Annotated in this window: 18 protein-coding genes; 12 read left to right on the forward strand and 6 right to left on the reverse strand. The window is 68.6% G+C overall.

What is annotated here, in order from left to right; translation table 11 throughout:
* Window positions 1–291: 291 nt before the first annotated feature.
* On the reverse strand, window positions 292–3210 hold the full coding sequence (locus tag K8O92_29970) for a PrgI family protein (GenBank protein ID UAK31915.1): 2919 nt from the start codon (window positions 3208–3210) through the stop codon (window positions 292–294).
* The gene (locus K8O92_29975) at window positions 3207–4724 is read right to left on the reverse strand and encodes a hypothetical protein (protein ID UAK31916.1); all 1518 of its coding nucleotides are present in this window, start codon (window positions 4722–4724) and stop codon (window positions 3207–3209) included. The genes K8O92_29970 and K8O92_29975 overlap by 4 nt, the downstream gene beginning before the upstream one ends.
* Window positions 4725–4734: 10 nt before the next feature.
* On the opposite strand from K8O92_29975, the gene K8O92_29980 reads away from it, so the two are divergent.
* Window positions 4735–5103, forward strand: a complete 369-nt coding sequence (locus tag K8O92_29980; protein UAK31917.1) for a hypothetical protein — start codon at window positions 4735–4737, stop codon at window positions 5101–5103.
* On the opposite strand, the gene K8O92_29985 is transcribed toward K8O92_29980, so the two are convergent.
* Complete coding sequence (locus K8O92_29985; GenBank protein ID UAK36024.1) at window positions 5090–5416, reverse strand: pilin; 327 nt, start codon at window positions 5414–5416, stop codon at window positions 5090–5092. The genes K8O92_29980 and K8O92_29985 overlap by 14 nt on opposite strands.
* 59 nt (window positions 5417–5475) lie before the next feature.
* A complete protein-coding gene (locus K8O92_29990) occupies window positions 5476–6399 on the reverse strand; it encodes a hypothetical protein (GenBank protein ID UAK31918.1) in 924 nt (307 codons plus the stop codon).
* 476 nt (window positions 6400–6875) lie between these two features.
* On the opposite strand from K8O92_29990, the gene K8O92_29995 reads away from it, so the two are divergent.
* The 11 genes from K8O92_29995 to K8O92_30045 all read left to right on the forward strand — a co-directional run bounded on the left by K8O92_29995 (window position 6876) and on the right by K8O92_30045 (window position 23153).
* A complete protein-coding gene (locus tag K8O92_29995; GenBank protein UAK31919.1) occupies window positions 6876–7517 on the forward strand; it encodes a hypothetical protein in 642 nt (213 codons plus the stop codon).
* Between the two features lie 49 nt (window positions 7518–7566).
* The gene (locus tag K8O92_30000) at window positions 7567–8580 is read left to right on the forward strand and encodes a site-specific DNA-methyltransferase (protein UAK31920.1); all 1014 of its coding nucleotides are present in this window, start codon (window positions 7567–7569) and stop codon (window positions 8578–8580) included.
* A complete protein-coding gene (locus K8O92_30005; protein ID UAK31921.1) occupies window positions 8577–11054 on the forward strand; it encodes a DUF87 domain-containing protein in 2478 nt (825 codons plus the stop codon). Before K8O92_30000 ends, K8O92_30005 begins: the two co-directional genes overlap by 4 nt.
* Window positions 11055–11123: 69 nt before the next feature.
* Window positions 11124–12158 (forward strand): replication-relaxation family protein, encoded by a 1035-nt coding sequence (locus K8O92_30010; protein ID UAK31922.1) that lies wholly within the window; start codon window positions 11124–11126, stop codon window positions 12156–12158.
* Between the two features lie 7 nt (window positions 12159–12165).
* Window positions 12166–13173 carry a bifunctional lytic transglycosylase/C40 family peptidase gene (locus K8O92_30015; GenBank protein UAK31923.1) on the forward strand — a complete coding sequence of 336 codons (1008 nt, stop codon included), beginning with the start codon at window positions 12166–12168 and terminating at the stop codon, window positions 13171–13173.
* Between the two features lie 162 nt (window positions 13174–13335).
* Window positions 13336–14049: a TnsA-like heteromeric transposase endonuclease subunit gene (locus K8O92_30020; GenBank protein ID UAK36025.1), complete on the forward strand. Its 714-nt coding sequence runs from the start codon at window positions 13336–13338 to the stop codon at window positions 14047–14049.
* Window positions 14046–16073 (forward strand): transposase, encoded by a 2028-nt coding sequence (locus tag K8O92_30025; GenBank protein ID UAK31924.1) that lies wholly within the window; start codon window positions 14046–14048, stop codon window positions 16071–16073. Before K8O92_30020 ends, K8O92_30025 begins: the two co-directional genes overlap by 4 nt.
* Window positions 16070–17116, forward strand: a complete 1047-nt coding sequence (locus K8O92_30030; GenBank protein UAK31925.1) for a TniB family NTP-binding protein — start codon at window positions 16070–16072, stop codon at window positions 17114–17116. The genes K8O92_30025 and K8O92_30030 overlap by 4 nt, the downstream gene beginning before the upstream one ends.
* Window positions 17113–20181: a TniQ family protein gene (locus tag K8O92_30035; protein ID UAK31926.1), complete on the forward strand. Its 3069-nt coding sequence runs from the start codon at window positions 17113–17115 to the stop codon at window positions 20179–20181. Before K8O92_30030 ends, K8O92_30035 begins: the two co-directional genes overlap by 4 nt.
* Before the next feature lie 88 nt (window positions 20182–20269).
* Window positions 20270–21718, forward strand: a complete 1449-nt coding sequence (locus tag K8O92_30040) for a cutinase family protein (GenBank protein UAK31927.1) — start codon at window positions 20270–20272, stop codon at window positions 21716–21718.
* Window positions 21719–22142: 424 nt separating this feature from the next.
* Window positions 22143–23153: a GIY-YIG nuclease family protein gene (locus K8O92_30045; protein UAK31928.1), complete on the forward strand. Its 1011-nt coding sequence runs from the start codon at window positions 22143–22145 to the stop codon at window positions 23151–23153.
* A gap of 690 nt (window positions 23154–23843) precedes the next feature.
* Here K8O92_30045 and K8O92_30050 read toward each other — a convergent pair.
* Entirely contained in the window at window positions 23844–24317 is a 474-nt protein-coding gene (locus tag K8O92_30050; GenBank protein ID UAK31929.1) for a hypothetical protein, read from the reverse strand.
* A gap of 90 nt (window positions 24318–24407) precedes the next feature.
* Window positions 24408–25550 (reverse strand): hypothetical protein, encoded by a 1143-nt coding sequence (locus tag K8O92_30055; protein UAK31930.1) that lies wholly within the window; start codon window positions 25548–25550, stop codon window positions 24408–24410.
* Window positions 25551–25736 lie beyond the last annotated feature (186 nt).

Below are 25736 nucleotides of genomic sequence, written 5' to 3' on the forward strand. Positions count from 1 at the left end.
GTGGCCGGATCGCCCGGACATCCGGGTCCATGAACGCTCCGTATCTGCACAGTCGTCAACTACCCTCTCCTCCAACGGGTCTAATGCCCTGCCGGCCGATCCGGTGTGGGTCCGGGGCCGACCCCCACTGCTATCGCGGCAGCGGGCTATTCAGGGCGGGTTACGTCCCAGCCGTATGACCGGACAGCATCGGGTGGACGGCGGTCGGGGTTGTCCGGTGCGGTGACGCGGCGGGCATATACTCGTTGGGCGGGCAGAGTCGAATGGTTCAGGCTGCGCGGTTCTCGAGCATCACCTCCTCCTGCGCATCGGCATCGGTGTCGCGTTCGCCGCGGGGGGCCGTGACTGTCTCGGGATCGTGGGGTCGGTGAGCGGGGGTCGCGGTGCAGCAGCGTCGATTTCAATGTCGGTGTCGCCGTCGTTATCGGCGAGTTCGCCGGGATTGGTGGTGATGAGCGCATTTTCGGCGGGCGAGGCGAGAGACCCGAACACCGCCCGGTCGGTGCCGGTGACCGCGAGCAACCCCGATCCCCGTGCCGCGGAGAGTAGGAACTGCTTCTCGCCGTCGGAGAGCTGGAAGGCGGTAGCGACCTCGTCGATGGCCTGAGGTGCCTGCCGTAGCAGGATTTGGGTCGCGGCGTTGGACACGATCGCGCGCCCCAGCTCCGTCGACAGCACATCAGCGCAATCCTGCGTCGCGACGGTGAGCCCGGCCCAATGCTTGCGGAACGACTTGGCTGCCCGGAACAGGAATTGTGCTCCTGCCTGCTCGCGCAGGAGCAGCCACGCCTCGTCCACGGTGACCATGCGGGGCCGCCGCTGTCCCGGATTCGACACCCGCCGCCACGTAGCATCCAAAACCAACAGATTGCCAATGGTTTTCAGCTCCTCGGGCAGATCCCGTAGCGAAAACACGACTAATCCGCCCTCGGGCTCGGTGGTGGTCGGCCCGTCGATCACGCTGGCATAGGCACCCTCGCCGACGTAGGGGTGCAGTCCGGCGGCCAGCTCGGCACCGGCGGCCGTGCCGAGTCGGGTGAGCTGGTCGCGCAGTCCGCTCAGGGTGGGCGCGGGCCGGGTCCAGGTGGCGGGGTCGTCGGTGATCCCTACGGCGGCGTAGGTGGCGGCCAGCGCGGCATCCAGGGCGGCCCGCTGTGCGGCGGTCTGTTCCCCCAGCAGCACCTGGATCAGCCTGTGTAGGAACAACTTGCGTCGGGTGAGGGCATCGGTGGGGGCGCTGCGGCGGCCGTCGGCTCGGCTGTGGACCTCCAAGTCGAGGGGGTTGATCCTGACTCCGGGTGCGCCGAGGCGGATGTGGGTGCCGCCGACGGACTCGGCGAGGCGCCGGTATTCGTCCTCGGGATCGATGACGACCTGCTCGATCCCGCGATACAGCGAGCGCAGGATCTCTGTCTTGACCAGATAGGACTTGCCCGAGCCACTGCGCCCGAGAACGACGAGGTTGTGGTTATGGGCCTCGGGCCCGAACCGGTCCACGAACAGCAACCCTGCTGCGGCGTCACGCCCGACGAGAACACCCTGCGGTCGGTCGGCTCGGGCGGGATCGGCAGCGGCTAGCTGGGGTGAGTCGAAGGGGAATGCCGCGGCGAGGGCGGTGGTGTCGAAGGTCCGGTGGACCCGGAGCAGGTCGAGCCCGAGGGGCAACGTGGTCACCCAGGCTTGAGCTGCCCGGTAGGACAGGGTGCAGGTGTCCACGAGCAGGCTCGCCGCCAGAGCGCGGACAGCGGCGACCTCTTCGGTCAGTCCGGTCTCCGTCTCGGCGTGCACGGTCAGATACACCCCGACCCGGAACAACCGGGCTTCGGCGCGTGCGACGCGCGCCGACAGGTCGGCGGCATCCTCGACGGCGACGTCGATCTGTGGGTCGGTCAGGCGGCCCCGGCCGAGATCGTGCATCCGGGAGGATTCGAGGCGGGCCTGCTGGCGGCGCAGCCGGGTGGCGGCAGTGGCCGGGTCGATCGGCTCGACGTGCACGGCGACCTCGACTCTGCCCGGGTGAGTCAGCAATGGCGCGAGCCAGCCGGCCGTGACCTCGCGCGGATAGCCGGTAACCGCAAGGGTCGCACTCCAGTCGGAGCCGATCTCGAGATGGCGGGTGCCGATGGTGAGGGACTCCGGCGCGAACCGGTCGAGGCCCTCGGCGAACGGATCCGGTGATCGGCTGTCGGGGTCGGTAGTGATGACCGTGTCTGTGGCGGCGATGTCGGCGGCGGCGGACACCACGCTCTCTGGGTTGGTGCAGCTGGCCAGCACAACGGTGGCGGCGTCGTTGTCGAGGGCGGTCACCGAGATCCCGAGGGGGGAAAGGACATCGGCGGCCTCGGTCATCCGGCGCAGCAACCGGGACTCGGCCGCCCGCCGCGCACCACCCGACAGCACCCGTCCCGCGCGTCTGCGGCCGGGCAACCGAGCCCGCAGTCCGGTCGCGGTCAGGGGCTGGGTCTGTTCGCGCCAGATCAGCAGTACCTGCCGGTGCACCGGGGCCTCGCGGGCAGCCAGTTCGGTGAGGTGATCGGCGTGGTCGAGGGCCGCCGCGGCGAGGTCGGCTGACATCTGGGCGGCGGCGGCGTGCAGGCCGGTGATGTGCTCGGTCAGGTCCAGGCGGGCCGAGCGGATGAGGATTTGCACGGGTTGGCGGAGAGTGTGTAGCCAGCCAGCGAGTTGGCCGACGAGGCTGTCCTGTTCGGTCGGGGTGCGCAAGCTCAGGTTGAGGGTGCCTGCGACAGCGATGGCGGCGAGCCCGTCGGCGCCGAGGTCGATCACCCCGACACCACCACTGCTGCTGGCGGTGACCGATTCCGGTAGTCGAGCCGCCTGCGTTGTCAACGCTGCCGGGGCGGGCATGCGGGGCCGGGTGGTGGTGGCACGGCGGGAGATCCACTTCGGGGCCACGTGAACGCGAGTCCGGACGAGGTGGCGTGGGCGGAGGCGGTGACGGATGGCGGCCACGAGCAGCAGGTCGGCCGACAAGCCGTCGCGGCGGGTGAGCACCGCGACCGCGACGACGACGAACACCAAGGCAGCGGCGACGGCGAACACCGGCAGAGGCAGCAGGGATCGGGTCGCCGCCCAGGTCGAATACAGCAGTACGGCGGTGGTGGCGAGGACAACGAGCTGGCGGGCGGTGAAGGGCCCCAGCAGCCGGTCGGAGCGGTCGACGTCGGCGGGGATGCGCACGATGGTGCTCACTGGAGGGTGCCTCCTCTCGGGGCGCGGGGCGCGCGGCGGCGCACGGGCAGATCGGGCATGGGCAGATGCAGCTGCCGACCTGCCGGACGCGGCGGTGCGGGTGGTTGTGGTGGGTTCGGTGGCGGTGCAACGGGTTTGACCCGGGTGACGGGGAACGGCAGCGGGTACTGGCCGCTGCGCGTCGGGCGAAGACGCGCGTACGGGTCGGCCGGGGTGGGCTCGGTGAAGTCGAAGGCGAGCTGTTGCGGTGTTGCACGGCGACCGGGACGCTGCGGCGGCGGCTCGGGAGCCGGTGGTGATGTTCGGATCCGGCGCACCGGGATCGGGAGCGGGTACTGTCCCCCGGCCCCGGCGCGGATGCCCCGGTACGGGTCGGGCTCACGGAAGTCGAAGGCGAGCTGGCGTCCCCTCGCCGACCGGGTGGGACGTGGCGGTGGAGTGCCGGTCGCCTCGGCCGGTGCCGGGCTGGGTTGCCGCGCGACCCGGCGGACTCCTTCCAGGGGCAGCATGAGCTGCCCGTCCCGTGTCGAGCGCACCCGCGCGTACGGATCGGGCAGCCCATTGCTGGCGGCGGTGCGAGGGGCTCGTGGGGCGCGGGCAGGGCGCGGAAGTCGCCGTGCCGATCCCCCCGACGCGGCGGAGCGGGCACTGCTCGAGGTGGCTCCTTTGAGCATGCCGAGGGTCTTGTAGGCGATGAACCCGCGCCCGATCGACCCGAGGAAGCTGCGACCTTGCCCGATCTCGAGCACCGACAACAGCCACATCGGCGTCTTGATCAACACGAACATCAACGCCAAAGCGACAGTGAGGTCGGCGATCTCGTTGGCGTCGGGGCCGAATAGATGCCAGCCGCCGGGGGTGAGCAGGACCCGCAGGACGGTCACCAACGTCAGCGATTGCACAACCTGGATCGCCAGGCAGGCGGCGAAGCTGCGCCACCACCAGCGGGCGATGCCGTCGAGGCCGGGCAGCCCGTGACACATCAACGCCAGGGGCGCGCCCACGATCAGCAGGATCGTGATCGTGACCCGCACGACGTAGGAGATGAGCAGCACCAGCAGCATCACCGACAGCGCGAGTTGCAGCAGCACGAACACGCCTCGGCTCTGGTTGCTGGTGATCGCCAGCTCGGTCAGGGCGTCGGCGGCCGAGCCGGAGTCGACGCCGTCTCCGGCCAGCGCACCGGCGAGGGCGTTGGCGAAACCGATTCCGCCGGTGGCGATCATCATGCTCAATCCCCCGACCCCGAAGCCGATCACCAGGCGGAATGCGAGTTCGCGGATCGACCATTGGGTTTGGACGCTCTCGCGCATCATCAACAACGCCCCGGCGGCCATCACGACCAGGACGTAGAGCGCGACCACGATCTGCCAGGACTGATTCCACAGAGTGCCGATCTCGGGTATCTGCCCGGGTTCGGGTGTGGTGAGCAGGGTTTGCGAGAGCAGTTCCAGTAGCGGGTTGAGCGAGGTCTCCACGATGCGCCGGAAGAACCCGTCGACCGCGTTCTCCACACAACCGTTGATGTTGGTGACCCCGCACTCCGCCGAACCCGAGCCCGAGCCGGGTGTCGGTGCCGTTGTCGTGCCGGGTGCAGTCGTTGTCGGCGGGGCCGGTGTCGGGGCGGTGGTCGAGGGCGGTGTCACCCACCGGCGCGGGGTTGTCGTGGTCGGTGGAGTGGTTGTCGAGGCGGGTGTGGCCGGTGCGGTGGTCACCGGCGGGGCCGGTGTCGGGGTGGCGGGTTGGGCGGCGGCCCCGCCGGAACTGGTGAGCGCGATCAGGACCGCGGCGAGCACCGCCGCTGCGCTGGCGGCAGCGATGCGCGCGACAGGTGAGAACCGGGCGGGTGCCGGGGGTGCCTGGGCCGAGGTGGTCACGGTCAGGCTCCGATGATGGACTTGAGCACGGCGACAACAACCGGTGCCAGCATCGCCAGCGCGTATCCCAGGCACGCGGCGCGGAAGGCGGTTTTGGCCTTCTCGATCTCGCTGGGGTCACCGCCGCCGAGCAGATAGCGGGCTCCGGCGATGGTCAAGAACAATGTCGCCAGCCCGGCCAGGATGCCCACCAACCAGTTGCGGGCGTTGTCGATCACCTCCCCCAACGACGAGGCGATGGCCAGCACCTCGGCGTGCGGTGGTGCCGCCGAAGCAGATCCGGCGATCGGTACCAGCAGGACCACGGTCGTGGCCGCGACCGCAAGCACCCGCAGCCAATGCCGAGCCGACCGTGGCGTCGCGTGGTTGAGATGTCCCTGGTTGGTGTTCATGCCGCCACCTGCCCGTGCTCGGTGCTCGACGGTGCCGGGGCTGGCGAGTTCCGGTTCGGCCGGCGACCTCTCCGCGGTGACCGATCCGGTGGTGCGAGGGCGGTGACCGCCGCCGCCTCGACCGGGCTGGTGCGCTCGGGGTCGACGTCGCGAGCGCGGTCGTTCAGCCATGCGAGCAGAGCGCGTTCGGCGCGGGGCCGCTGCTTGCGCAACTTCCACAGCGACACACCACGTTCAGCGGCCAAGGAGGTCAGCGACCGGCCCTCCCACCGCGACGCGGCGATGAGTTCGGCGGCGTCGGCGGAGATCACTCCAGCGGCCACGGCTTGGGCCAGCACCGTCTCGGGATGCCCCGGCCCGGCCCCGATCGCCCGCACCCGCTCCCCCAGCGGGGCCAGGTCCTGGTCGAGGTCTCCCACCACCGTCACGCTGATTCGCTGACGGGTTGCCGCCTTGAGGACGGCGCGGTAGGCACCCCAACGCAGCCGATGCCAGACTCCCGGCTCGTCCACGCTGACGCGCGGCAAGTGGACCAGGAACGCGGTCAGGATTTCGGACTCGACGTCGTGGCGGGCGGTGCTGCTCGCGGTCACGTACTCGCTGGCGGTCCGCGACAGCATCGGCGCGGCCAGCCCAGCGCACACCAGCATCGCGCCCTGCTCCTTGGCGCGGACTCGGTGCAGCAGCCACACCCAGATCGCGTCGACCTCTGCCATCGGGGTGGCCGGGTGCCACAGTCGCTCGCGCAACTGCCCCCAGGTCCGCACCGGGGTGGCGGGGGGCTGCGAGGTCGGCACCGGGCGCGGGTGGGCAGGCAGGGTTTCGGCGGCCATCCGGTCGAAGCCCGCCCACACCACTGCCAGCGGCGAGTCCGGCTTTCCGCTCGCTCCCACGTATTTCGCGACGTGTGAATTCGTCACTACAGGTCTCCTTGTTCGGTCGAGAACTTCCGACCTCGCAAGGACATCTCGCGCTCATATCCGAAACGCACCTAAACCCTATCCAAACCACCCCCAAAACCTATCTGAAACATATCCAAGTCATATCCTGGGCGGGTTGGCGAATATTTCGCTACCGTTCGCCAAGCACCAGTAGGACGCCGGATATCCGTACGGATATGAGCATCTACCTGGACTTGTGAAGCTGCGGATAGAGTCGGGATATGAACCGGATATGTTTCAGATAGGGTCCGGATACTGCACCTTCCTCCGTCGGCAACCCGACGCAAAAATTCTTCAAAAAAAATTCCGAACCACCAGGGAACGGACCGCCTTCCCGAGGCCCAATTTTCGACCTCAGGAAATTCTCAGAAAAAATATCGGGTAGCCGTGTCCCGATTTCGGCTTTTTGGCGGAAGTAAGCGAGTACACACCGCTCTCTCGCTCAGGAGGCCGCCATGCCCGCCAGCTCCCGCCGTCCACGCTCCACCGCCGCCGTGGCGATCCCCTCGACCTTGTGGGCGCTCGGACCCGAACCGCTCGATCCCACCGACCGCTGGCCCGACCGGGCGCTGGTTCACACGATCACCGAATTCTCCGCGCCCGGTTCGCGCGTGACGCTGCTCGGTTGGCCCGCCCCCGTCACCCGAGGGGCGTTGCGGATCATCGAGCCCGACACCGCCGCCGCCCTGTCCACGATCGGCGATCTGGGCCGCCACGGCCTCGACGCACCCACCGACCGAACCTGGCGCGGTGAGCCGGTGGATCTGGTCGTCGCGAGCCTGCTCGCCGATCACCTCGACCCGATCGCCGCCGCCGAGCACATCACCGCTCTCGCGACCGAAGTCCTCGCGATGGGTGGGTTGCTGGTCGTTTTCTCCCGCTGCCGACACAGCGACTCCGGGATCCTGTTCGACCCGGCCGGATCGGTCGTGGCTGCTGCGCAGGCCGCCGATCTGCTCTACCTCCAGCACATCATCGCCGCTCCCATCTCCGGGCAGATCGTCACCGCGACTCCCGCCCCGGCTCCCTCGGGCAACGCGCGCCACACCGTCGCGCACACCGACGTCTTCGTCTTCCTCCAGCCCGCCCATGGCTGAGCCCACACGCCCTCTGCCCCACCGGAACTCTCACGCGAAGGACGCCCCGATGACTCTCGAACCGACCGCCACCGCCACCGCCGACGTGGACTCCGGCACCCCCGCACAGCCGTGCCCGGCCGTCGCACCGGTGTCGGTGTGGGCCACGGCCCAGACCGCGCCTACCGCACAGCGCCGGGGGCGCTATCACCCCGACAGCACCGCCCATCCCGCGAAGATGTTCCCCGCCATCGTCGCCCACGCCGTGAACACCTACACCCAGCCTGGGGACCTCGTGCTGGACCCGATGTGCGGGATCGGCACCACCCTGGTCGAGTCCCTGCATCTGGGCCGCCGCGCGGTCGGGGTGGAGTACGAGGGCCGGTGGGCGGAGCTGGCGCGCACCAACATCGAGCTCGCCCGCGACGCCGGGATCGACCTCGCCGCGGAGGTCTACCACGGCGATGCCCGCAAGCTCGGCGATCTGATCCCGGCCGAGCTGCGCGGCCGGGCGAAGTTGGTCATCACTTCACCGCCCTACGGCGACAGCTTGCACGGCCACGTGCGCGCCAACCGCAAAGAGCCGGTCCTGAAGAAGAACCACCGCTACGGCCAGATCCTCGACCGAGGCAATCTCGCCAACGTCGGCCTCGGGCGATTGTTGAGCGGATTCACGAAGATCCTGGCCGGGGCCGCCGAATACCTCGCTCCGGGCGGGTATGTGGTGATCACCGCGCGGCCGTGGCGTCAGCACGCCGAACTCGTGCCGCTGCCCGCCCACCTCTACACCTGCGGCGAGCTGGCCGGGCTGGTCCCGGTGGAGCGGTGCGTGGCATTGCTGGGCCGCCTCACCGACGGCGAACTCATCGCCAGGTCGAGCTTCTTCCAGCGCGACTTCATCGTCAAACAGCGCGCCGCCGGGCTGCCGATGCACCTCATCGCCCACGAGGACGTCATCATCCTCCGCAAGCCGGAAGCCACCGAGGCGACCGAACGCCGCCGCGCGGCAGGGCGATTCTTGTTCGGCAGCGCGGAGACTCTGTCGAACGCCGATGGTACCGGCTCGGGGTCGGTGGCCGCGTGAACACCGCACACGACCCCGAGCAGGGGTGGCTCGGCCGGGCGCTCCTCGCGCCCGGCCGGGCCGTGGCCGACCTCGCCGAGACGTTCCAGCACACCTTCGCCTCCACCAATGGGCTGATCATCGTTGCGGCCGTCCTCGCCGTGCTCGCCGCGGTAGGACTCGCGGGCCGGGTGCGGCGAGGCCGGCTGAGTGCACGTGCCCGCCAGATCACCGTGCTCACCCCACCCGAAGTCGACGCCAAAGGCGCACTCACCTTCTGGGCACACCTCATCGGCCAGCTCCGCCCAGCGTGGGCGAGGACGCTGCTGGGGCAGCCTCATCTCGGGTTCGAGTACACCGTCACCCCTGAGGAAGGGGCGGCGATCCGGCTGTGGGTGCCGGGCGCGATTCCACCCGGGTTGATCGAGCGGGCTGTCGCCTCGGCGTGGCCCGGCGCGCATACCGACACTGCCGAACCCGCCCGGCCCCCACTGCCGAACCCGGTCAAAGGGATCCGGCGGGTCGTGGCCGGAGGCGAGCTACGCCTCGGGCGCCACGAGGGACTCCCGCTGAGCACCGATCACTCCGGTGATCTGGTGCGCAACCTGATCACCGCCGCCGACGACCTCGCCCCCGGCCACGCCGTGTGCGTGCAGATCCTCGCCCGCCCGGTCACCGGCCGCCGCGTCGCCCGCGCCACCCGCTCCGCGGCGAGCACCAGCAGCCGGACCGGTGTCGCGGCGGGACTGCTACGCGAGGCCCTCGACCTTCTCACGCCCGGCTCGAGCAGCCCCCGCGCCTCCCGCACCCCCACCGGGGTGGGAAGCGCGCGGGCCACCGACCGGCAGACCTCGCTCGAATACAGCGCCGCCGCCCGAGCGGCAGCGGCCAAAGCGCGAGGGGCGCATTGGGAGACGGTCGTCCGCTATGCCGCCTCGATCCCGGTCTCCACCGACCCCTCCGAGATCGACTCGACAGCCGAAGCGCGGGCGGTGGCGCGCGGACGAGCCGACGCTCTCGCCACGGTGTTCGCGGCATGCACCGATCACAACTTCTACCGGCGTCGCCGTCGGCTTTTCCGCCTCGAGCGGTTGATCCGGGAGCGGCGTCTCGGGCGTGGGGATGTGTTGTCGGTGCCCGAGCTGGCCACGATCGCGCATCTGCCCACCGACGATGGGCTACCGGGCCTGCAGCGCGCCGGGGCTCGCGCGCTGTCCCCGGCCCCGGAGATCCCCGTCGGTGGGGAGTTCACGAAGCCGTTGGGGATGGCCGACACCGGCACCCGCCGCCCGGTCGCGGTCAAAGTCAGCGACGCCCGTCATCACCTGCACATCCTCGGACCTACCGGTGTCGGCAAATCCACGCTGTTGGCGCGCACGATCCTCGATGACGCCGAGGCGGGGCGCGGGGTGATCGTGATCGACCCGAAGGGCGACCTCGTCACCGATGTCCTGTCGAGGCTGCCGTCTCGCATGGGTGAGCGGGTCACGCTCTTCGACGCCGACGCATCCAGTGCTCCGCCGTGTGTGAATCCGCTGGACATCGGCCGGATCGGGCGCGCGGGAATGGATCTCGCGGTCGACAACCTGACCACGGTTTTCCGCCGGATCTTTCATCAGTGGTGGGGGCCGCGCACCGACGACATCATGCGCGCGAGCCTGCTCACCTTGTGCGCGCAGCCCGGGACCGCGACCCTGGCCGACCTGCCCCGCCTGCTCACCGAGGGTGCGTTCCGTTCCCGGGTCACCCGCACCACCGCCGATCCCGTCCTGCGCGGGTTCTGGGACTCCTACGAGCAGCTCTCCGATACCGGCCGCGCCCAGCTCACCGGTCCACTGCTGAACAAGCTGAGGGCGTTCCTGCTGCGCCCGTTCGTGCGCGCGGCCGTCGCCGGTGGTCCTTCGACCGTGGACTTCGGCGACATCCTCGACCACGGCGGCATCTGCCTGGCCAGATTGCCGAAAGGCTCACTCGGCGAGGAGACCTCCCGTCTGGTCGGGTCACTGCTGGTCGCGCGGACGTGGCAGGCGGTGACCGCGAGAGCCCGGGTGCCCGCCGCCGACCGACCTGACGCCGCGCTAGTGCTCGACGAGGCGCAGAACTTCCTCAACCTGTCGACGCCGATCGAGGACATGCTCGCCGAAGCCCGCGGACTGCGCTTGTCGCTGCTGCTGGCACACCAGAACCTCGGCCAGCTGTCCCGTGAGTTGCGCGACGGCATCTCGGCCAATGCCCGCAACAAGGTGATCTTCGCCGTGTCGCCCGACGACGCGCGCGATCTGGCCCGCCACACCGACCCGTGGTTGTCCGAGCACGACCTGTCTCACCTCGACGCCTTCCACGCCGCCGCGCGCCTATTGGTCGACGGCCGCAACGCTCGCCCTTTCACCCTCACCACCCGCCCCCTGAACCCACCGATCCCCGGGCGCGCCCGTGAGATCGCCGCCGCCGCCCGCACCCGCCTCAGCACCTCCCGCCCCAACCGCGACGAGTGACCCGAGCACCGACAGCTCATCCCCGCCAACCGCCCCCGCCCGTTCGTCCTGAGAAAGGTTGTGCCACCGATGCTCTCCCGACCTGCCCAGCAGGCAGACAACCGCCGACCCCGCCCCGACAACCGGCCTCGGCCCCGACCGCTCGACAGCACCGCACTCGTCTCCCGCCTGACCGAGCGCGACCGCTGGATCCTGCGCATGCTGCACGAACACCGCGTCCTGACCACCAACCAGCTCACCAGCCTGGCCTTCCCCACCCAGCCCATCGCGCTGCGGCGGCTGAACCTGCTGCACCGCTACGGCGTCGTGGACCGTTTCCGGCCGTGGCGGACCCAGGGCAGCGCGCCGATGCACTGGGTACTCGCACCAGCCGGGGCCGGCGTCCTCGCCGCCGAAGCCGGGATCACGGTGCGCGAGCTGGGCTACCAGCATCAGCGCGCCCTCGCCATCGGCCACAGCATGCACCTGACCCACACCCTCGGCGTTGCCGACTGGTTCACCGCCCTGATCTCCCACCCCGCCCTCGACCAGCGCGGCGAACCCGCCCAGGTCCAGGCGTGGTGGTCCCAGACCCGCTGCGAGCGCCTGTGGGGAGACCTCGCCCGCCCCGACGCCTTCGGCCGCTACGCCCACGCCGACACCGTGCTCGACTTCTACCTCGAGTACGACCTCGAGAGCACCACGGCGCTGTTGCGGGTCGCGGCGAAACTCACCGGCTACGCCGAGCTGGCCCGCACCACCGGCGTCATCGCCCCCGTCCTGCTCTGGGTGCCAAGTATCGCCCGCGAGACCAAAGCCCGCGCGGCGCTGCACCGAACCTGGGAACGGCTGCCCGATCCCGAGGCCGTGCCCGTGGCCACCGCCGCCGCCGAACTCCTCACCCCCACCCACGAGGCCAGTCCCGCCGACCAGGTCTGGCTGCCCCTGGACGCCAACGCCGCCAATGCCTCTCGCAGGCGACACCTGCACCAGCTCGCCAACGCGTGGCCCCGGCGCACCCCACCCGACGCCGACATCGAACCCGAGCCGACCTGGGCACCGCAGGGCGGCATTGTCACCCTGTCCCCACCACCCCCTCAGCCACCGACCTACGAGTCCTGGTGAGCTAGCGATGCTGGTCAAGGCACTCGGGGCAGGATTCGGCGCGTTCGTGTTCCTCACGGTCGTGATCGCGACCGTGGTCAGCGCCGTCGTGGTGTTCGACCAGGCGCTCACCCCACCCGCCTCGGGAGCCTCGACCGGCACCGGCTCGACTTCGAGCACCGAAGCGGTGCAGGACATCCCAGCCGAGATGCTCGTGCTCTACCAGGCCGCTGCCGGGGACTGCCCCGGCCTGGACTGGAGCGTGCTCGCCGCGGTCGGCAAGGTCGAAACCGACCACGGCCGCTCCACCCTGCCTGGAGTGTCCTCGGGCGAGAACGCCTCCGGGGCCGGTGGGCCGATGCAGTTCCTCGCTCCCACCTTCGACTCCGTTGTCTCGCGACACCCGTTGCCCGCCGGTGGCGCGAGCCCGCCCTCGCGCTACAACCCCTCCGACGCCATCCACGCCGCCGCGTTCTACCTGTGCGACTCCGGCGCACCCGATGACCTGCGCGCCGCGATCTGGGCTTACAACCACGCCGACTGGTACGTCGACCAGGTCCTCGACCAGGCCGCCCGCTACCGCGCCACCGACACCTCAGGCGGCGACTGCCAGACCGCCTCGCCGCCGACCCCTGCTGCTGCACAGGTGGTCTCGTTCGCTTGTGCCCAGCTCGGCTTGCCCTACGTGTGGGGCGGCAACGGGCCTGAGGTGAATGGCGGCTGGGACTGCTCGGGACTGACCCAGGCCGCCTACCGCGCCGCCGGGATCTCGATCCCGCGCACTACCTACGACCAGGTCCACACCGGCACGCCGGTATCCGAAGACCAGCTCGCCCCCGGCGACCTCGTCTTCTACGGCACCGCCGCCGACGTCCACCACGTCGGGATCTACCTCGGCGCAGGCCAGATGGTGCACGCACCCACCTTCAACGAACGCGTCCAAGTCTCGCCCTACCGGTGGAAAAGCGACGACTTCTACGCCGCTAGGAGACCCACACCCACCCACGACGATGGTGTAGGTTCGCATGTTAGCTGACATCTTCTCAATCATTTGGCATCGACCTGGCGAATGCGTCAGATCGGTGAGAATTCCGTGCGGCGTGTCGGCCGATTGCTTCTGCTGGACAGCGGGAGTGTGGTCGGCATGAATGAAACACGTTATATACCAACCGGTTTCGGCGCTTCTCGGTCGGATGATGTGCTGGTTCGGTACCGGAATTCTGATGGTCGTTTCGTGGACGCGACTATGGCTCAATTGCCGGTCGAGGATGTGCTGGCCGGTCTGCCGGTGCGCGAGTTCCGTTCGTATAAGGGGCGTCGGCATTATTCGGGCTGGTATTGGTCATCGACTACCGGGACGCATCTTGTGTACGAGAGCCGTCTGGAATTGGCGAGACTGCTTGTAGCGGATCAGGATTCGACGGTCGTTGCGATCGCGGCTCAGCCGTTTCTGCTGGAGGGGTCCGATGGCGTGCGGGTCCGGCGGCATGTGCCGGACCTGTTGCTGGCCCGTGCGGACGGCACGGTGACGGTGGTCGATGTGAAGGCGCCTTCGCGTGTGGCCGATCCGAAGGTGGCGGCGCAGTTCGCGTGGACCGAGAAGCTTTGTGCTTTGCGAGGTTTCGGTTTCGAGGTGTGGACCGGAATGGATGCCGTCGAGCTGGAGAACCTGCGATTCCTGGCCGGATATCGCCGCGAGTCGACGGTATGTCGGGAGTTGATCGCGCCGGTGCTGGAATCGGCGGCCGAACCGGTGAGCCTTGCGGTGTTGGAGCGCGGCCTGGCGGGGCTGGCCGTTTCGTCGTTGGTGCGGCCGGTCGCGCTGCACTTGCTGTGGCGGTCGCGGATGCGGGCGGATCTGAGGTGTCCGCTTGATGCCGACACCGTCGTTTCGGTGGGAGCGGCGGCATGAGCGCGCGCACGGTCACGATCGCGGTGGGGATGACGTTGCTGTTCGACGGGGAATCGGTGCGGATCGTCGAGTTCGACGGTCGCCGAGTCACTCTGCGTCACAGTGACGATCGGTTCAGCAGTGTTGCGGTGTCGGAGTTCGTCACTCGCGCCCGCGGCACCGAGATCGCCGAGGCCGGCGCGGATGTCGATCCCGGCCTGGTGCTGGCCGGGTTGTCGCAGGCCGAGCGTGAGAGGGTCGCCGAGCGCGCCGGGCATGTGCGCGAGGTGTTGACCGGCTATCGGGCCGGTCACCGTGACGCTGCGGCCGATGGTGAGCCCCGTGCCGAGTACGCGCAGACGGTGGCGCTGATCGAGCGCTATCGGGCCAAGGCCGCCGAACTCGGCATCGGGTTGCGCACGATCCAGCGGTGGGCTGCGGCCTATCGCGCCTGCGGCGAGGCCGGGCTGGTCGACGACCGCTCCCGCAAGGGGCGTTGGACTTCGGTGGATCCACGTTGGGACGCGGCACTGCGGGCGGAAATCGTCGAGGGCGTGGCCAAGTCGACTCCTTCGCGCGCTGCGCTGTTGATGCGGGTCACGCAGCGGATCGAACGCGAACACGGCGCCGGTGTGGTGCCGATGCCGTCGACGGCGACCGCGTATCGACGGCTGGAGGTGCTGGCCAAAGGCACCAATGCGGTCAATGGATCAGCGCGGGGACGTCGCTCGATCGCCGATCGCCCGCACGGGGTTTACGGTCGGCTGCGCGCGACGCGGCCGGGCGAGTATGTGGTGCTCGATACCCAGGATCTGGATGTGTTCGCGATGGAGCCGGTTACCTGCCGGTGGTTGAGAGCACAGTTGACCGTCGCGCAGGACCTGTTCGACCGCCAGATCGTGGGGTTGAAGGTCACGGCCGTGTCGACGAAGTCCGTCGATGTCGCGGGAGTGTTGTTCGAGGCGGTCACCGGGCAGAGTTCGGGACGGCCGGCGCTGGGGTCGGTGCACGGGTTGCCGGATCGGCTGGTGTTCACCGAGTTCGGTGAACACACCTTGCAGTCGTGGTGCCCGCCGGAAACGTTGGTGGTCGATCACGGGAAGGCGTTCCTGTCGGCCCATGTGATCGGGGTGTGTTCGCGCCTGGGTATCTCGATTCAGCCCGCGCAGCCACGCAAGCCCACCGACAAACCGACGGTCGAGCGGTTCTTCCGGTCTCTGCGCGAAGGGCTGATCCAGCATCTTCCCGCCTACAAGGGCCCGGACCTGCACAGCCGCGGCGAGGCAGTGGCCGAGCAAGCGTTCTTGTTCCTGCATGAGCTCGAGGACATCATCCGGGACTGGGTCACCACGGTCTATCACCGGTGCGCCCATGACGGACTGGTGGTGGCGCAGTGGCCGGATCTGGCGCTCTCGCCCAATGACATGTTCGCGCTCGGTCTGGCCAAGGCCGGGGTGTTGCGTATTCCGGCCTCCCCGGATCTGGTGCTCGAGTTCTTGCGAGTCGAGTGGCGCACGATTCAGCACTACGGGGTCGAGATCGAGGGCCGCCGCTACAACGGTGCCGCGTTGGACCCCTACCGCAACGCACGCAGCCCCTACGGCGGAGTCGCTGCGGGCAAGTGGCCCTTGCGCGTCAACGACGACGACGTCCGCGTGGTGTTCTTCCAGGATCCCGAGGATTCGACCTGGCACCGACTGGTCTGGGAACACGCCCCGATGCTGGGCACCCCGTTCTCCTCCGAAGCCGCCCGCTACGCGCGCGTCCTGGCAACACGCGATGACCGGTTCGCAGACCCCGTGCAGGCGTTGAGCGAGGTGCTGGGCCGGTGGAACGCCGGGGAGGTGATCGATCGGCGCGAGCGGCGCATGGCCGCACGGCTGTCGGCCGAACGCAGCGGCGTCCAGGCGATCGCCGATCTCGGTGAAACCGTCGCCGGAGCATCGCTGGGCGCGGTCGAGCCGAGCGCGGAGATCCGCGGCGACGACGACACCGACGAACTCGATGAGAGCTACTGGGCGGATGCGTTGGAGGTGCTGGAATGAGCAGCGCCTACAGCTTGTCTCGCAAGCAGGGGTGGCGTCGATTCGTCGACACCAAACCCCGAACCCGTCCCGACGCTCTCACCGCGGAGGCGCTGGCGCGCCTCGGTGAAGACGCGTTGTTGGACTACAACGATGCCCGTTGTGACTGGCACGCGAACTTCGGCACGATCGCCACACCTCAGCTGACCGCGGTCCGCGACGAGCTCGAGCTGATCGTGGCGTCGAATCGCCAAGATCCCGACCGGGTGCGCGGGGCGGCGGTGCTCGACGGCTACCCCGGCCTGGGCAAGACGACGATCGTGAATCTGTTCGGCCGCGACTTCCACCGCTCGGCGATCCACCGGGTCGGGGATCTGACCGGTGAAGGCCACGAACACATTCCGGTGTTCCGGGTCGGCCTGACCTCCAACACCACCTTGCGCACGTTGAACAAGATGATCTGCCAGTTCTACGGCCATCCGGCCGCCGACCGTGGCAGCGCCGCGCAGCTGGCCACCTACGCGCTCGATTGCGTGCTCTCGTGTGAGACGCGGGTCGGGATCATCGACGACATCCACTTCATCCGTCACGACTCTCGCGACGGGCTGGCAGTCAGCAACCACCTGAAATGGCTGGCCAACGAGCTGCCCGTGACGTTCATCTACGCGGGAGTGGGACTGGGCGAGCGCCGGTTCTTCGAGGAAGGACTCACCGGCCGCCATGCCGCGTTCGCTCAGAGCGGCCGACGTTGGACCCGCTTGAGTGTCGAGTTGTTCGACCGCGACGAACACTGGCGCGCGCTGGTCAAGGCCGTCGATCGCCAGGTCGTATTGGCTCGATCGCGTCCAGGCCAGCTGAGCAGGCAGGCCGACTACCTGTTCAGCCGAACCGGCGGGCACATCGGTTCGCTGATGACCCTGATCAACAGGGGCTGCTTCAAGGCTATCCGGACAGGCACCGAGGCCCTGTCCAGGGACCTTCTGGACAGCGTCCGCATCGACGAGACCGCCGAAAAAAGCTCGCGCCGAACAATATCGGCATCGGTCAAGGCGGTGACTCGATGAGCGCGGCCATGACCCTGCCGCTGCGGGTCGCGATCGGCGAGGGCGAGGCAGTCGACTCCTGGATCGAGGCGCTGGCCCGCCGCAACGGCACCTCCCCACTGGCGGTGCTGCAAGCCCTCGGCGCCCGCCCCGGTCTGCGCAACACTCGACAGCTACTGGGAACCACCGCCGACGAAGCGATCCTGCGACGCCTCGAACATGCCGCGGGCCTGCCCGAGAACAGACTCGACGCGGCAGCGGCACGCGAATGTGACTGGGCGACACAGCTGTTGGTTTCGGGCCGGTCCCGTTTCTGCCCACAGTGCTTGGCCGAGGGCGGTGGCCGCTGGCCGCTGATCTGGCGGTGGAAGTGGCAGCTCGTCTGCGGTGAGCACAACCTCTTGCTACACGACAGCTGCCCGGTCTGCGCCGACACCCCACGTCGGCTCCTACTCGGCGGGCGAGACCCTATCCCGCCCGCGGCCTGCGGCTACGGTCCCTCACGCGGAAACCGCTGCGGCAACGACCTGACCGCGGGATCGACGCGGCGAGCACCCCGAGAAGTGCTCGACACCCAACAGTGGATCCACGACCACAACACCGAGAACCCCGCGACCACAGCCTCCACCGGGTCGCCGCGGGAGTCCGAATTGACGCTGGTCTCGGACTGGCTGCGGGGCATCGACCTCGACAGCGTGACCGCCGAAGCACACGCGATCAATCCCGACCGCGAACCGACGACCTATCACCCCGACGGCAACCCGCGATATCTCGATGCCGCTCTGACCGCCGCGCTACTGGGCCGCGCGAAGAACATCCTCGGCACCCACGACGAACCCGCGATCGCCTTCATCGGCGACATTCACGCGAAAAACCCCGCACCGAACCGGTTCCCACCCCGACGGATCGAGTTGAGGCGATGGCAGAACGCATCCGGGCGCTTTCCCAACAGATATGTGCGCGCGATCGATCCCGATCTGGGCGCGTTGACCCGCCTGCGGCTCAAGAGCCCGACAGCGACTGCGATCCACGTCGGCGGCCAGACCACCGCCCGGCAGCGGGCGCTACCGCAACTGCTCTGGCCGGAATGGTCGGCCCGACTGCTGCCCGCGAGCGGATTCCACGCCGAACGGTTCCGCGCCACATTAGCCACACTGCTACTGGTCCCCGGCAGCGCTGTCGGCCGCGCTCACCGCACAACGCTGAATCCGAGAGTCAACCCGGGCAACTGCACCGCTCTGCTGCAAGGCATGGCGAAACTACCCGGCGGGTCAGCGGTCACCGACGTGATCACCGTGCTCTGCCGAATCGCGGACTACCTCGACAGCGCCACCGTCCCGATCGACTACCAGCGCCGCCGTGAGGTGGTTCCGGCCGAAGCGATCACCTGGCAACGATGGCGGGACCTGGCCTGCGAGATCGGAGCCCACCCGGGCGAACAAGGCAAAGGCCTGGGGCGCATCCACGTCGTCCAACGCCACCTACACGAAATACTCACCGGCGCAGATCTATCCGACCCAAATCACCCGCTGGTATTCCGCAGCCCGCAAGACCGCGGCACCTACACGACCGCCCTGGGACAGTTCACCCCCCACTTGCGCCGCGCCCTGCGCGACTACGGCCAGCAGTTGCTCGCCGAACTCGGCATCGAGGAGCCGATCATCTGGTCGCCACCGGCCGAGCTCGCCGACGGGCTGACCCTGCCGGGCATCGACCCCACCGACCTCGACACCGACAAGATCCGCCGACTCGTCCTCGACGAGAAGCGCGCCCCGAGCGCGGTCGCCGACCTTCTCGGGGTTCACATCGAACACGTTCGCCTCGCGCTGGAAGGACTCGACCGGCCTGTCCGGCAATGGTCCAAACACACCGCTCCGGTCTCCTGGAAACTCGACCGCGACGCCGAACGGACGCTGACCCGGGAATTCTTCGAGCGCGAGTACATCCAGAACAAACGCACCCTCGCCGACATCGGTGAGGCAACAGGATTCGGCAAACCACGCGTCAGCCGCATCGCCAAAGGACTGGGCGTCACGTTGCGCAAAGGCGCAGACGCTCACCCGATCGACCAGGCATGGCTTCGACAGCAATATTGCGACAAGCTGCGCTCCACGGCAGACATCGCCGCCGAACTCGATGTCGATCAGATGGTCGTCAACAACGCGCTTCACCGTTTCGCCATCCCCACCCGGCCGCAAGGAGTTTTCAGCCGAACCGAATTCCTCGCCTCCCTTCCGGACATGGTGCCCACACGAGTCCGCACCACCGTCGAAGGTCGGCTACACGGATGGCTGCGTCTGCACCGGTTCCGGATCGCGATGCAATTCCCCAACCTGCTCACCGCCCAGAAATACCTCGGCCGATCCGTCGCCTTGATCACCCAACTCCAGCAACTGGAGAAACATATCGGCGGCCCTCTCTTCGACCGATCCGAACTCGGCAGGCACCAACACCCCACCGCTCTCGGCCGGGCGTTGCTCGAGGATCTGGAAGACGACAACGTTGCACAGCTGATGATCCAAGCACTCGGCGCCAAGGCCCTGCCAATGCCCGATGCCGAGACCATCGCAGCAGCTGAGGCAGCGGTCTCCAAACTCGCACGGCAAACAGACCCCACATCACCACAGAGCCGATCAGCAGCAGAACTCGCGAGACAGACCGCACAACAACGCAAAAGCGACTACCAGCAGATCTTCGCCGACCTCCAAGTCGAACCGGTGTCCATCAGAGCCGAAAGCAGCCTGATCATCCTCCAGGACCTGCTCGGCGCTGCCAGCGATGAATCGCACGGACTCGCAGTCCTGCAACGCACAGGATTCACCGAGGGCCCCGTCTATCAGGCCCTCAACAGATTCCGCAAAGCGGGCTGGCTGACCGTTCATCTCGAAACCCACGCAGCCCGCCGCGCCCGCATGGGCGGCTCCACCCAAACATCCCGGCGCAGAACCTTCTTCCGCCTCACCCGAGACGGCCGCAAAGCCGCCGAACGAGTACTGGCAAACGCCCAACTCCGAGAAAACGTCAAACCAGTGAGAAGAAAACCCCGCCAAACACATGAGACACAACAGCATTCGAGCCGGTCATGAGGAGCAGCGATGCCAGCTATCACGCGAACCTACAGATGGCTCCCGCGCCGCCTCCTGACCATCCCCCTCGCAGGAATGGAGAAACCCGTTGCACCACAACAACTCCCGCCTCCGCCGCACCGCCCGCGCGGCGCTGTGCGCGGCTATCGCCGCGACCACCGTGACGGCCGGTGTCGCCGCCGCAGAACCCACACCCGACCGCGCCGGTACCCCGTGCCCACGCTGGACCGCACTGCTGGCACCGGGCACCTACGAGACAAACCCCACCACCACCGGAGGGTCGGCACCCGGCATCCTCACCCTGCTCGGGGAGTCCTTGACCGCCCGCTACGGCAGCGACATCGAGATCCGCACGCTCGCGCCCTCCCCTGGTACGGGATCGGTGAGCGGAGCCGACCTCACCGCGGCGGTGTCGGGGCTGTGCTCGGACACGCGAGTCGTTTTGGCCGGCTACGGCCAGGGCGCCGAGGTCACCGGCGACCTCGCCACCACCCTCGGCAATAAGGGAGGCCCGATCCCAGCCTCCCGTGTCCTGGCCGTGGCACTCGTCGCCGATCCGCGCCGCGACGCCACCACCACTCAGCTCGGCACCCCGGTCTCCGGGCAGGGTGTCACCGGGCCACGCTCGCAGGGCTTCGGCGTGCTGAGCGACCGGGTCCGCACGCTCTGCCTCGAGGGCGACAGCTACTGCTCGACCACCGCCGAGTCGTCTCCGGTCCTCGCCGCGGTGAGCCGCGCCCTCACCACCGCCGCCTCGGCCGCCTCCACCCCGGCCCCGACCAGCACCGCCTTGCCCACTACCACAGCGAAAGCCCGCGCCACCACGACAAGCACACCGATCACCAGCTTCGGGTCGGCCTCGACCGGGCAGATCAGTGCATCCCAGGTCCTCGCCCAGGTCGTCACCGTCCTGCGCGGGCTCACCAGCTTCACCGCGAATGTGCCCGCGATCGTGGCCGACCTCGCACAGCTGCCCGGCCTGATCACCGCCGCCGACGTGCGCGGCGTGCACCGCGTCTCGGGGGACCTGAACAACCAGTTCGCCCCGCTGGTCGAGCTGGCCGATGGACTCGACCTGCGGCTGGTGGCGCGTGCGCTGGCGTTGGCCGCGCCGCTGGACACGACCGGTGTCGCGACGATCGCCGCTGAAATCGTCGGTGTCCTGGCCGGACTCGACATTTCCCGCATTGCCACCGATGTCGGCCGCGCTCAGGAGATCGCCTGGACCGCCGTGGAATCCCTCGCCGGTGGTGACCCGGTGGCGGCGGTGTTGGCGCTGACCGGTCTGGCACCGGTCGCCGCCGATCTCGTCTCTGCCACCGCCGCCGCGTTCACCGGCCAGCAGTTCCCCACCCTGACCAACACCTACACCGCCTCGACGGCCGAAACGGGCACAGCGGGCAGCGCCACCGGCACGGGCACCGCCGTTCCGGCCGCCCAGGATGACCACACGGCCACGTTCGACGCCACCGGCTACAACCCGACCGCCCCCGTCCTGACCGACTGGATCGAACAGGCCATCGACCGCAGCAAGTAGCCCGTACGTCACAGGAAACGGCTGGTGGCGCTGAGCGGAATATTCAGCAGCACCAGCCTTTTCGATGCCCAGCAAGTTGCAGATGGGCAAGACGCTCACGCAGCGCGGAATGCAGAGGTCGGAGACGAGCTGCGGACACCCCCAGGAAGCATCAGAGGCGGAAACCAGTGGTCGGACTATCAGCATGTAACGACAGGTTGTCACCGGCCGGGGGAGCTGGCCTTAGGTCCGGTCGGGCCTTACAGGTCGTGGTCGTCACTGTTTGTGAGTTGTAGTTGTCACCAAGAGTCGGGTCGTAGACACGCTGGACCCGTCTGGCCGGTGAGGTGGTCGCGGTGTACGACAAGGTTTCCGCCTGGTCGCGATGAGTTGTACTGTTCGTCCGATGGCCCTTCGGGCAGGAGAACCACGGGGAGGAGGCCACGTGGGTGGTCGATTGACGCCGAACGGTCCGTACTTCATCTACGCCTTGTTGGATCCCAAGGTGTATCGAGAGACGAAGGACGATCTTCGAAGCATCTTCTATGTCGGGAAAGGCCGGACGACTCGGCCTCACCAGCACGCGAAGGATGTCCGGAGCGCGCTTCTCGAGGAAGAGCGGCTCCATGAGCGACTCGATTCGAAGGCACACCGGATTCACCAGATTCTCGACCGGGGCGAGCAGGTGCAGATCCTGTATCTGGCCGAGGGAATCCACAACGAGGACGATGCCTTCAATGCCGAACAACTCGCCATGACGCTGGTCGACGGATTATTGAGGCGCACAGACAAGTCCGTACTCACCAACGCGATTCCAGGCCACCACCAGGGCGTGCGTCGAGTCGGCGAGAGCGACCTGGGCGGCATCTCCGAGTGGGAGGCGCGGCTGCGCAAGGACGAGGTGGACATCGGGACGCGACAACTCGACATCGAAGGTGCCGGACCGACCTCGGTGATCCTCGTCAAGGGAACTCGCGAAGACCTCACCGCTCATGCCCATCGGCTACTGCGCAAGGTCACGGTCCCGCATCAACTCGAGGGACTCGCCGCACGAGTGAACATACTCGAGATGACCGATGAGCCTCTGACCGTCCGGCAGGGTTGGGACCCGGATGACCCCTGGGACGATATCGATGCCAGGGAACGCGCCCGCCGATATTGGAACTTCTCCGTCGACCGAGTGGTGGGATGGCTACGCGATTCCGAGTCACTGCCGACCCACCTGCTGCTGGGCATCCCGACCCAGACCGGCGAAACTGTCGTGCGTTATGCCTGGCGGATCGATCCTGACGGAAAGTGGGAGTTCTTCCCAGGGGCACACCAGTGGGGTGTGCCCCTGGGTGACAGGGATCCGGCTCATCCCTTCCTCAATCACTCGCTCTACGAAACGCGGAACGGTAAGCGGACGCAGGTCCTACTCCAGCGTTCGGCAGGCTGGCGGCACCTCGTCTGCTGAGCGCATCCTTGGTCAGTGGCTGACGAGGTCTTCACCAAGAACGGCGACTACCCACCGTGTCACGCCTCGTATCAGGCTTACCATCAGCGCGGCCTGAGGCCGCGGCCTCAGGCCGGCGACCTCGCCGCGGACACCTCCCCTGACCGAGGTACTCAGCCACCCGGATCGGTGCGGCGGCCGACCGCGACCCCTCTTCCGCGACGGCTGTGTCGGGCTTCGCCGACCGCGCCGCGCCGCCACCCGCAACACCGGTGACGACTACGACGAATTTGACGACTACGACGACGAATAGCGCAAGCCAGGCACACCCGGGCTTGCACTGAATCGTCTCGGCGTCCTGCCCGGACTCGACACCTCCCGCATCGTCGCCGATCTCCTCTCGAACAACGCCGTTGCGTTCACCAGCACCATGTTCCCGCCCAGACCCCCGGCATACCGCCACCACAGCCGTGACGGGTACAGAACGGGCACCACACCGGCGCGCGCACCGCCGTTCCGGCCGTCTAGGACGGCCACACGGCGCGTTCGACGCCACTAGCGAACAGCGCCGCCCCCGTGCTGACCCGCTGGATCGAATCGGCCATCGACCGCAGCAAGTAGCCCGCGCGCCGTCCTGCACGGCGCACAGGAAACGGCCCGTGGTGCCGAGCGATTGCTCGGCACCACGGGCCGTTTCAGCGGGTAGGCGCGTCAGGAAAAGAGCGGCGGCACTGCGCGCGGGGTGAACGCGGGCGGGGCACCCTTGTCGCGGAACCGCCACGACGGCAACGGCGTGGGCGCGGCGTCGATCTGCTCATCGCCGCCGCTGTCGCCGCCGTCGTCGTCGCTGGTGGCGCCCTGGTCGATCAGCTCGTTCAGGGTGGCCACGACCACCTCGCGGGCGGCGGTGTCGAGGTCGCGGTACAGGGTGCCGGTCAGCGGGCCGGTCATGATCCGCACCGCACCGGTGTGCGGGAAGAACTCGCCGTCGGTCGTCACCTTCTCGTAGCGCAACGCGATCGGCACCCACGGCACCAGCGAGGCCAGCACCGGCATTTCCAGCTCACGCATGGCCGTGTCCGCGATGGCGATCCACAGCTCCAGGCTGTCGGGAGCGTGGCTGGAATCGGCGTACACGCGGTACAGGGCCGAGGCGAGGACCTTGGGGGTTGGGGTGGAGTACATAGTCGAACACCTTTCTCAGAGGTTAGATTGAGAGGGCGGTGTCGGACTCCCCGGAGATACGCGCTCCGGGGATTCCGGCATCGCCCGTTGTCAGGACGCGAGGGTGAACTTCTTTGGGGCCGTGCTGGTCTGGCGCGCGGTCCCGTGTTTGGTCAGGGTGACCAGGGCGTTGTGGACCGCGCCGCTGGACCGGGCCAGGGCTTTGCCGATCTGGTGTGGGGTGAACTCCTTTCCGGGGTTTTCGCGCAAGTGGTCCTCGACCTGTCCCCGCAGGGCACCGGCGGGCAGGCGTTCCACCGTTGACTCCGGGTCCGCCGCAGCGCCGTCGTCGGCCGCCGCCGGGGGTACCGGGGCCGGGGTGGCGGGATCGTCGCCCGTGGGGGCAGCTACCGCCGTCTCTGGGGTGGTGTCGGGGGCGGGGTCGGCCGGGGCCGCCTGCTCGGCGGGGGTGGCCGGTTCGGGCGCGGTGGGTTCGGCCGCGATGGATTCCGGGGTCGCCGGTTCGGCCGGTGCGGTGGCCGCCGGTTCGGGTACGGCGGGCTCGGGCGCGGCCGGGGCCTGTTCGGGTTTCGCTCCGGCGGTCCAGGTCTCCCCGCCCTTGCCCGGGTCGGTGACCGCCCACACTGCCCCGGCGAGTTCCCATTCCGTCAGCAGATGCCGTGCCGGAATGGTCTCGATGGCTGCGAGTTCCGCCAGCTCGGCGGTGGTACTGCCGGGGTGGGTTTCCAGGGCCTCCCACAGCGCGCGTGCTTCGGCGCTGTGCAGCGCGGGCACCTCCGCCGCCGACACGGTGGCGGGTTCGGTTGCGGGCCCGGCGGTGTCGAGGTCCGGTTCGGCCGCTGTGAGTGTCTCGGGCGAAAACGGTTCCGGCGTGCCCGGTTCGGCCGGGCACGGGTCGGCGGGCGCGGCGGGGGCCGGGTCCGGTTCGATGGCAGCGGGTGCGCCCGCGCCCTGGGTCCAGGTCTTGGCGGCCCGAGGCGATTCGGGGTCGGTGTGCGACTGTGCACTCCCGGCGGTTTCCCACTGGGCCAACAGACGCCGCGCGGTGGACACCCCGATCCCGGCGATGTCGGCCAGCGCGGCGGTGGTGCTGTCGGGGTGGGCCCGCAGCGCCGCCCACAACGCATGGTTGCTGTCGCGGGACAGCACCGGCACGCCACCCGACCGCGTGCCGTGTTCCGGGGCGGGTGCGTCCGTTTCCGTGGCCACGGCGGCGTTCTCCCTTTTCGACATGGGGGTTCCTTCCAACATTGGGTTTCGTGAATTCGGTGATGTCCCGGTGGGACGGAATGCGCACCGATCGGGGCGATTTCCCCGCCGGGTCGGTGCCGTTTCCGGTTCCATGACCGCTCGATAGGGCGTGTGATGTCAAGCGGAATGTGGAAATAGTTCCGGCCCCGGATTCCTCTCTTCCATTTC

This window comes from Nocardia asteroides (assembly GCA_019930625.1).
In the GTDB taxonomy this organism is placed as follows: Bacteria; Actinomycetota; Actinomycetes; order Mycobacteriales; family Mycobacteriaceae; genus Nocardia; species Nocardia sputi.

What these genes read in the sequence shown, in the direction of transcription:
- K8O92_29980 (UAK31917.1), top strand. Translation starts at nt 4,735, where the DNA reads ATGTTGGTGACCCCGCACTCCGCCGAACCCGAGCCCGAGCCGGGTGTC.
- K8O92_29995 (UAK31919.1), top strand. Translation starts at nt 6,876, where the DNA reads ATGCCCGCCAGCTCCCGCCGTCCACGCTCCACCGCCGCCGTGGCGATC.
- K8O92_30000 (UAK31920.1), top strand. Translation starts at nt 7,567, where the DNA reads ATGACTCTCGAACCGACCGCCACCGCCACCGCCGACGTGGACTCCGGC.
- K8O92_30010 (UAK31922.1), top strand. Translation starts at nt 11,124, where the DNA reads ATGCTCTCCCGACCTGCCCAGCAGGCAGACAACCGCCGACCCCGCCCC.
- K8O92_30015 (UAK31923.1), top strand. Translation starts at nt 12,166, where the DNA reads ATGCTGGTCAAGGCACTCGGGGCAGGATTCGGCGCGTTCGTGTTCCTC.
- K8O92_30025 (UAK31924.1), top strand. Translation starts at nt 14,046, where the DNA reads ATGAGCGCGCGCACGGTCACGATCGCGGTGGGGATGACGTTGCTGTTC.
- K8O92_30030 (UAK31925.1), top strand. Translation starts at nt 16,070, where the DNA reads ATGAGCAGCGCCTACAGCTTGTCTCGCAAGCAGGGGTGGCGTCGATTC.
- K8O92_30035 (UAK31926.1), top strand. Translation starts at nt 17,113, where the DNA reads ATGAGCGCGGCCATGACCCTGCCGCTGCGGGTCGCGATCGGCGAGGGC.
- K8O92_30050 (UAK31929.1), bottom strand. Translation starts at nt 24,317, where the DNA reads ATGTACTCCACCCCAACCCCCAAGGTCCTCGCCTCGGCCCTGTACCGC.
- K8O92_30055 (UAK31930.1), bottom strand. Translation starts at nt 25,550, where the DNA reads ATGTCGAAAAGGGAGAACGCCGCCGTGGCCACGGAAACGGACGCACCC.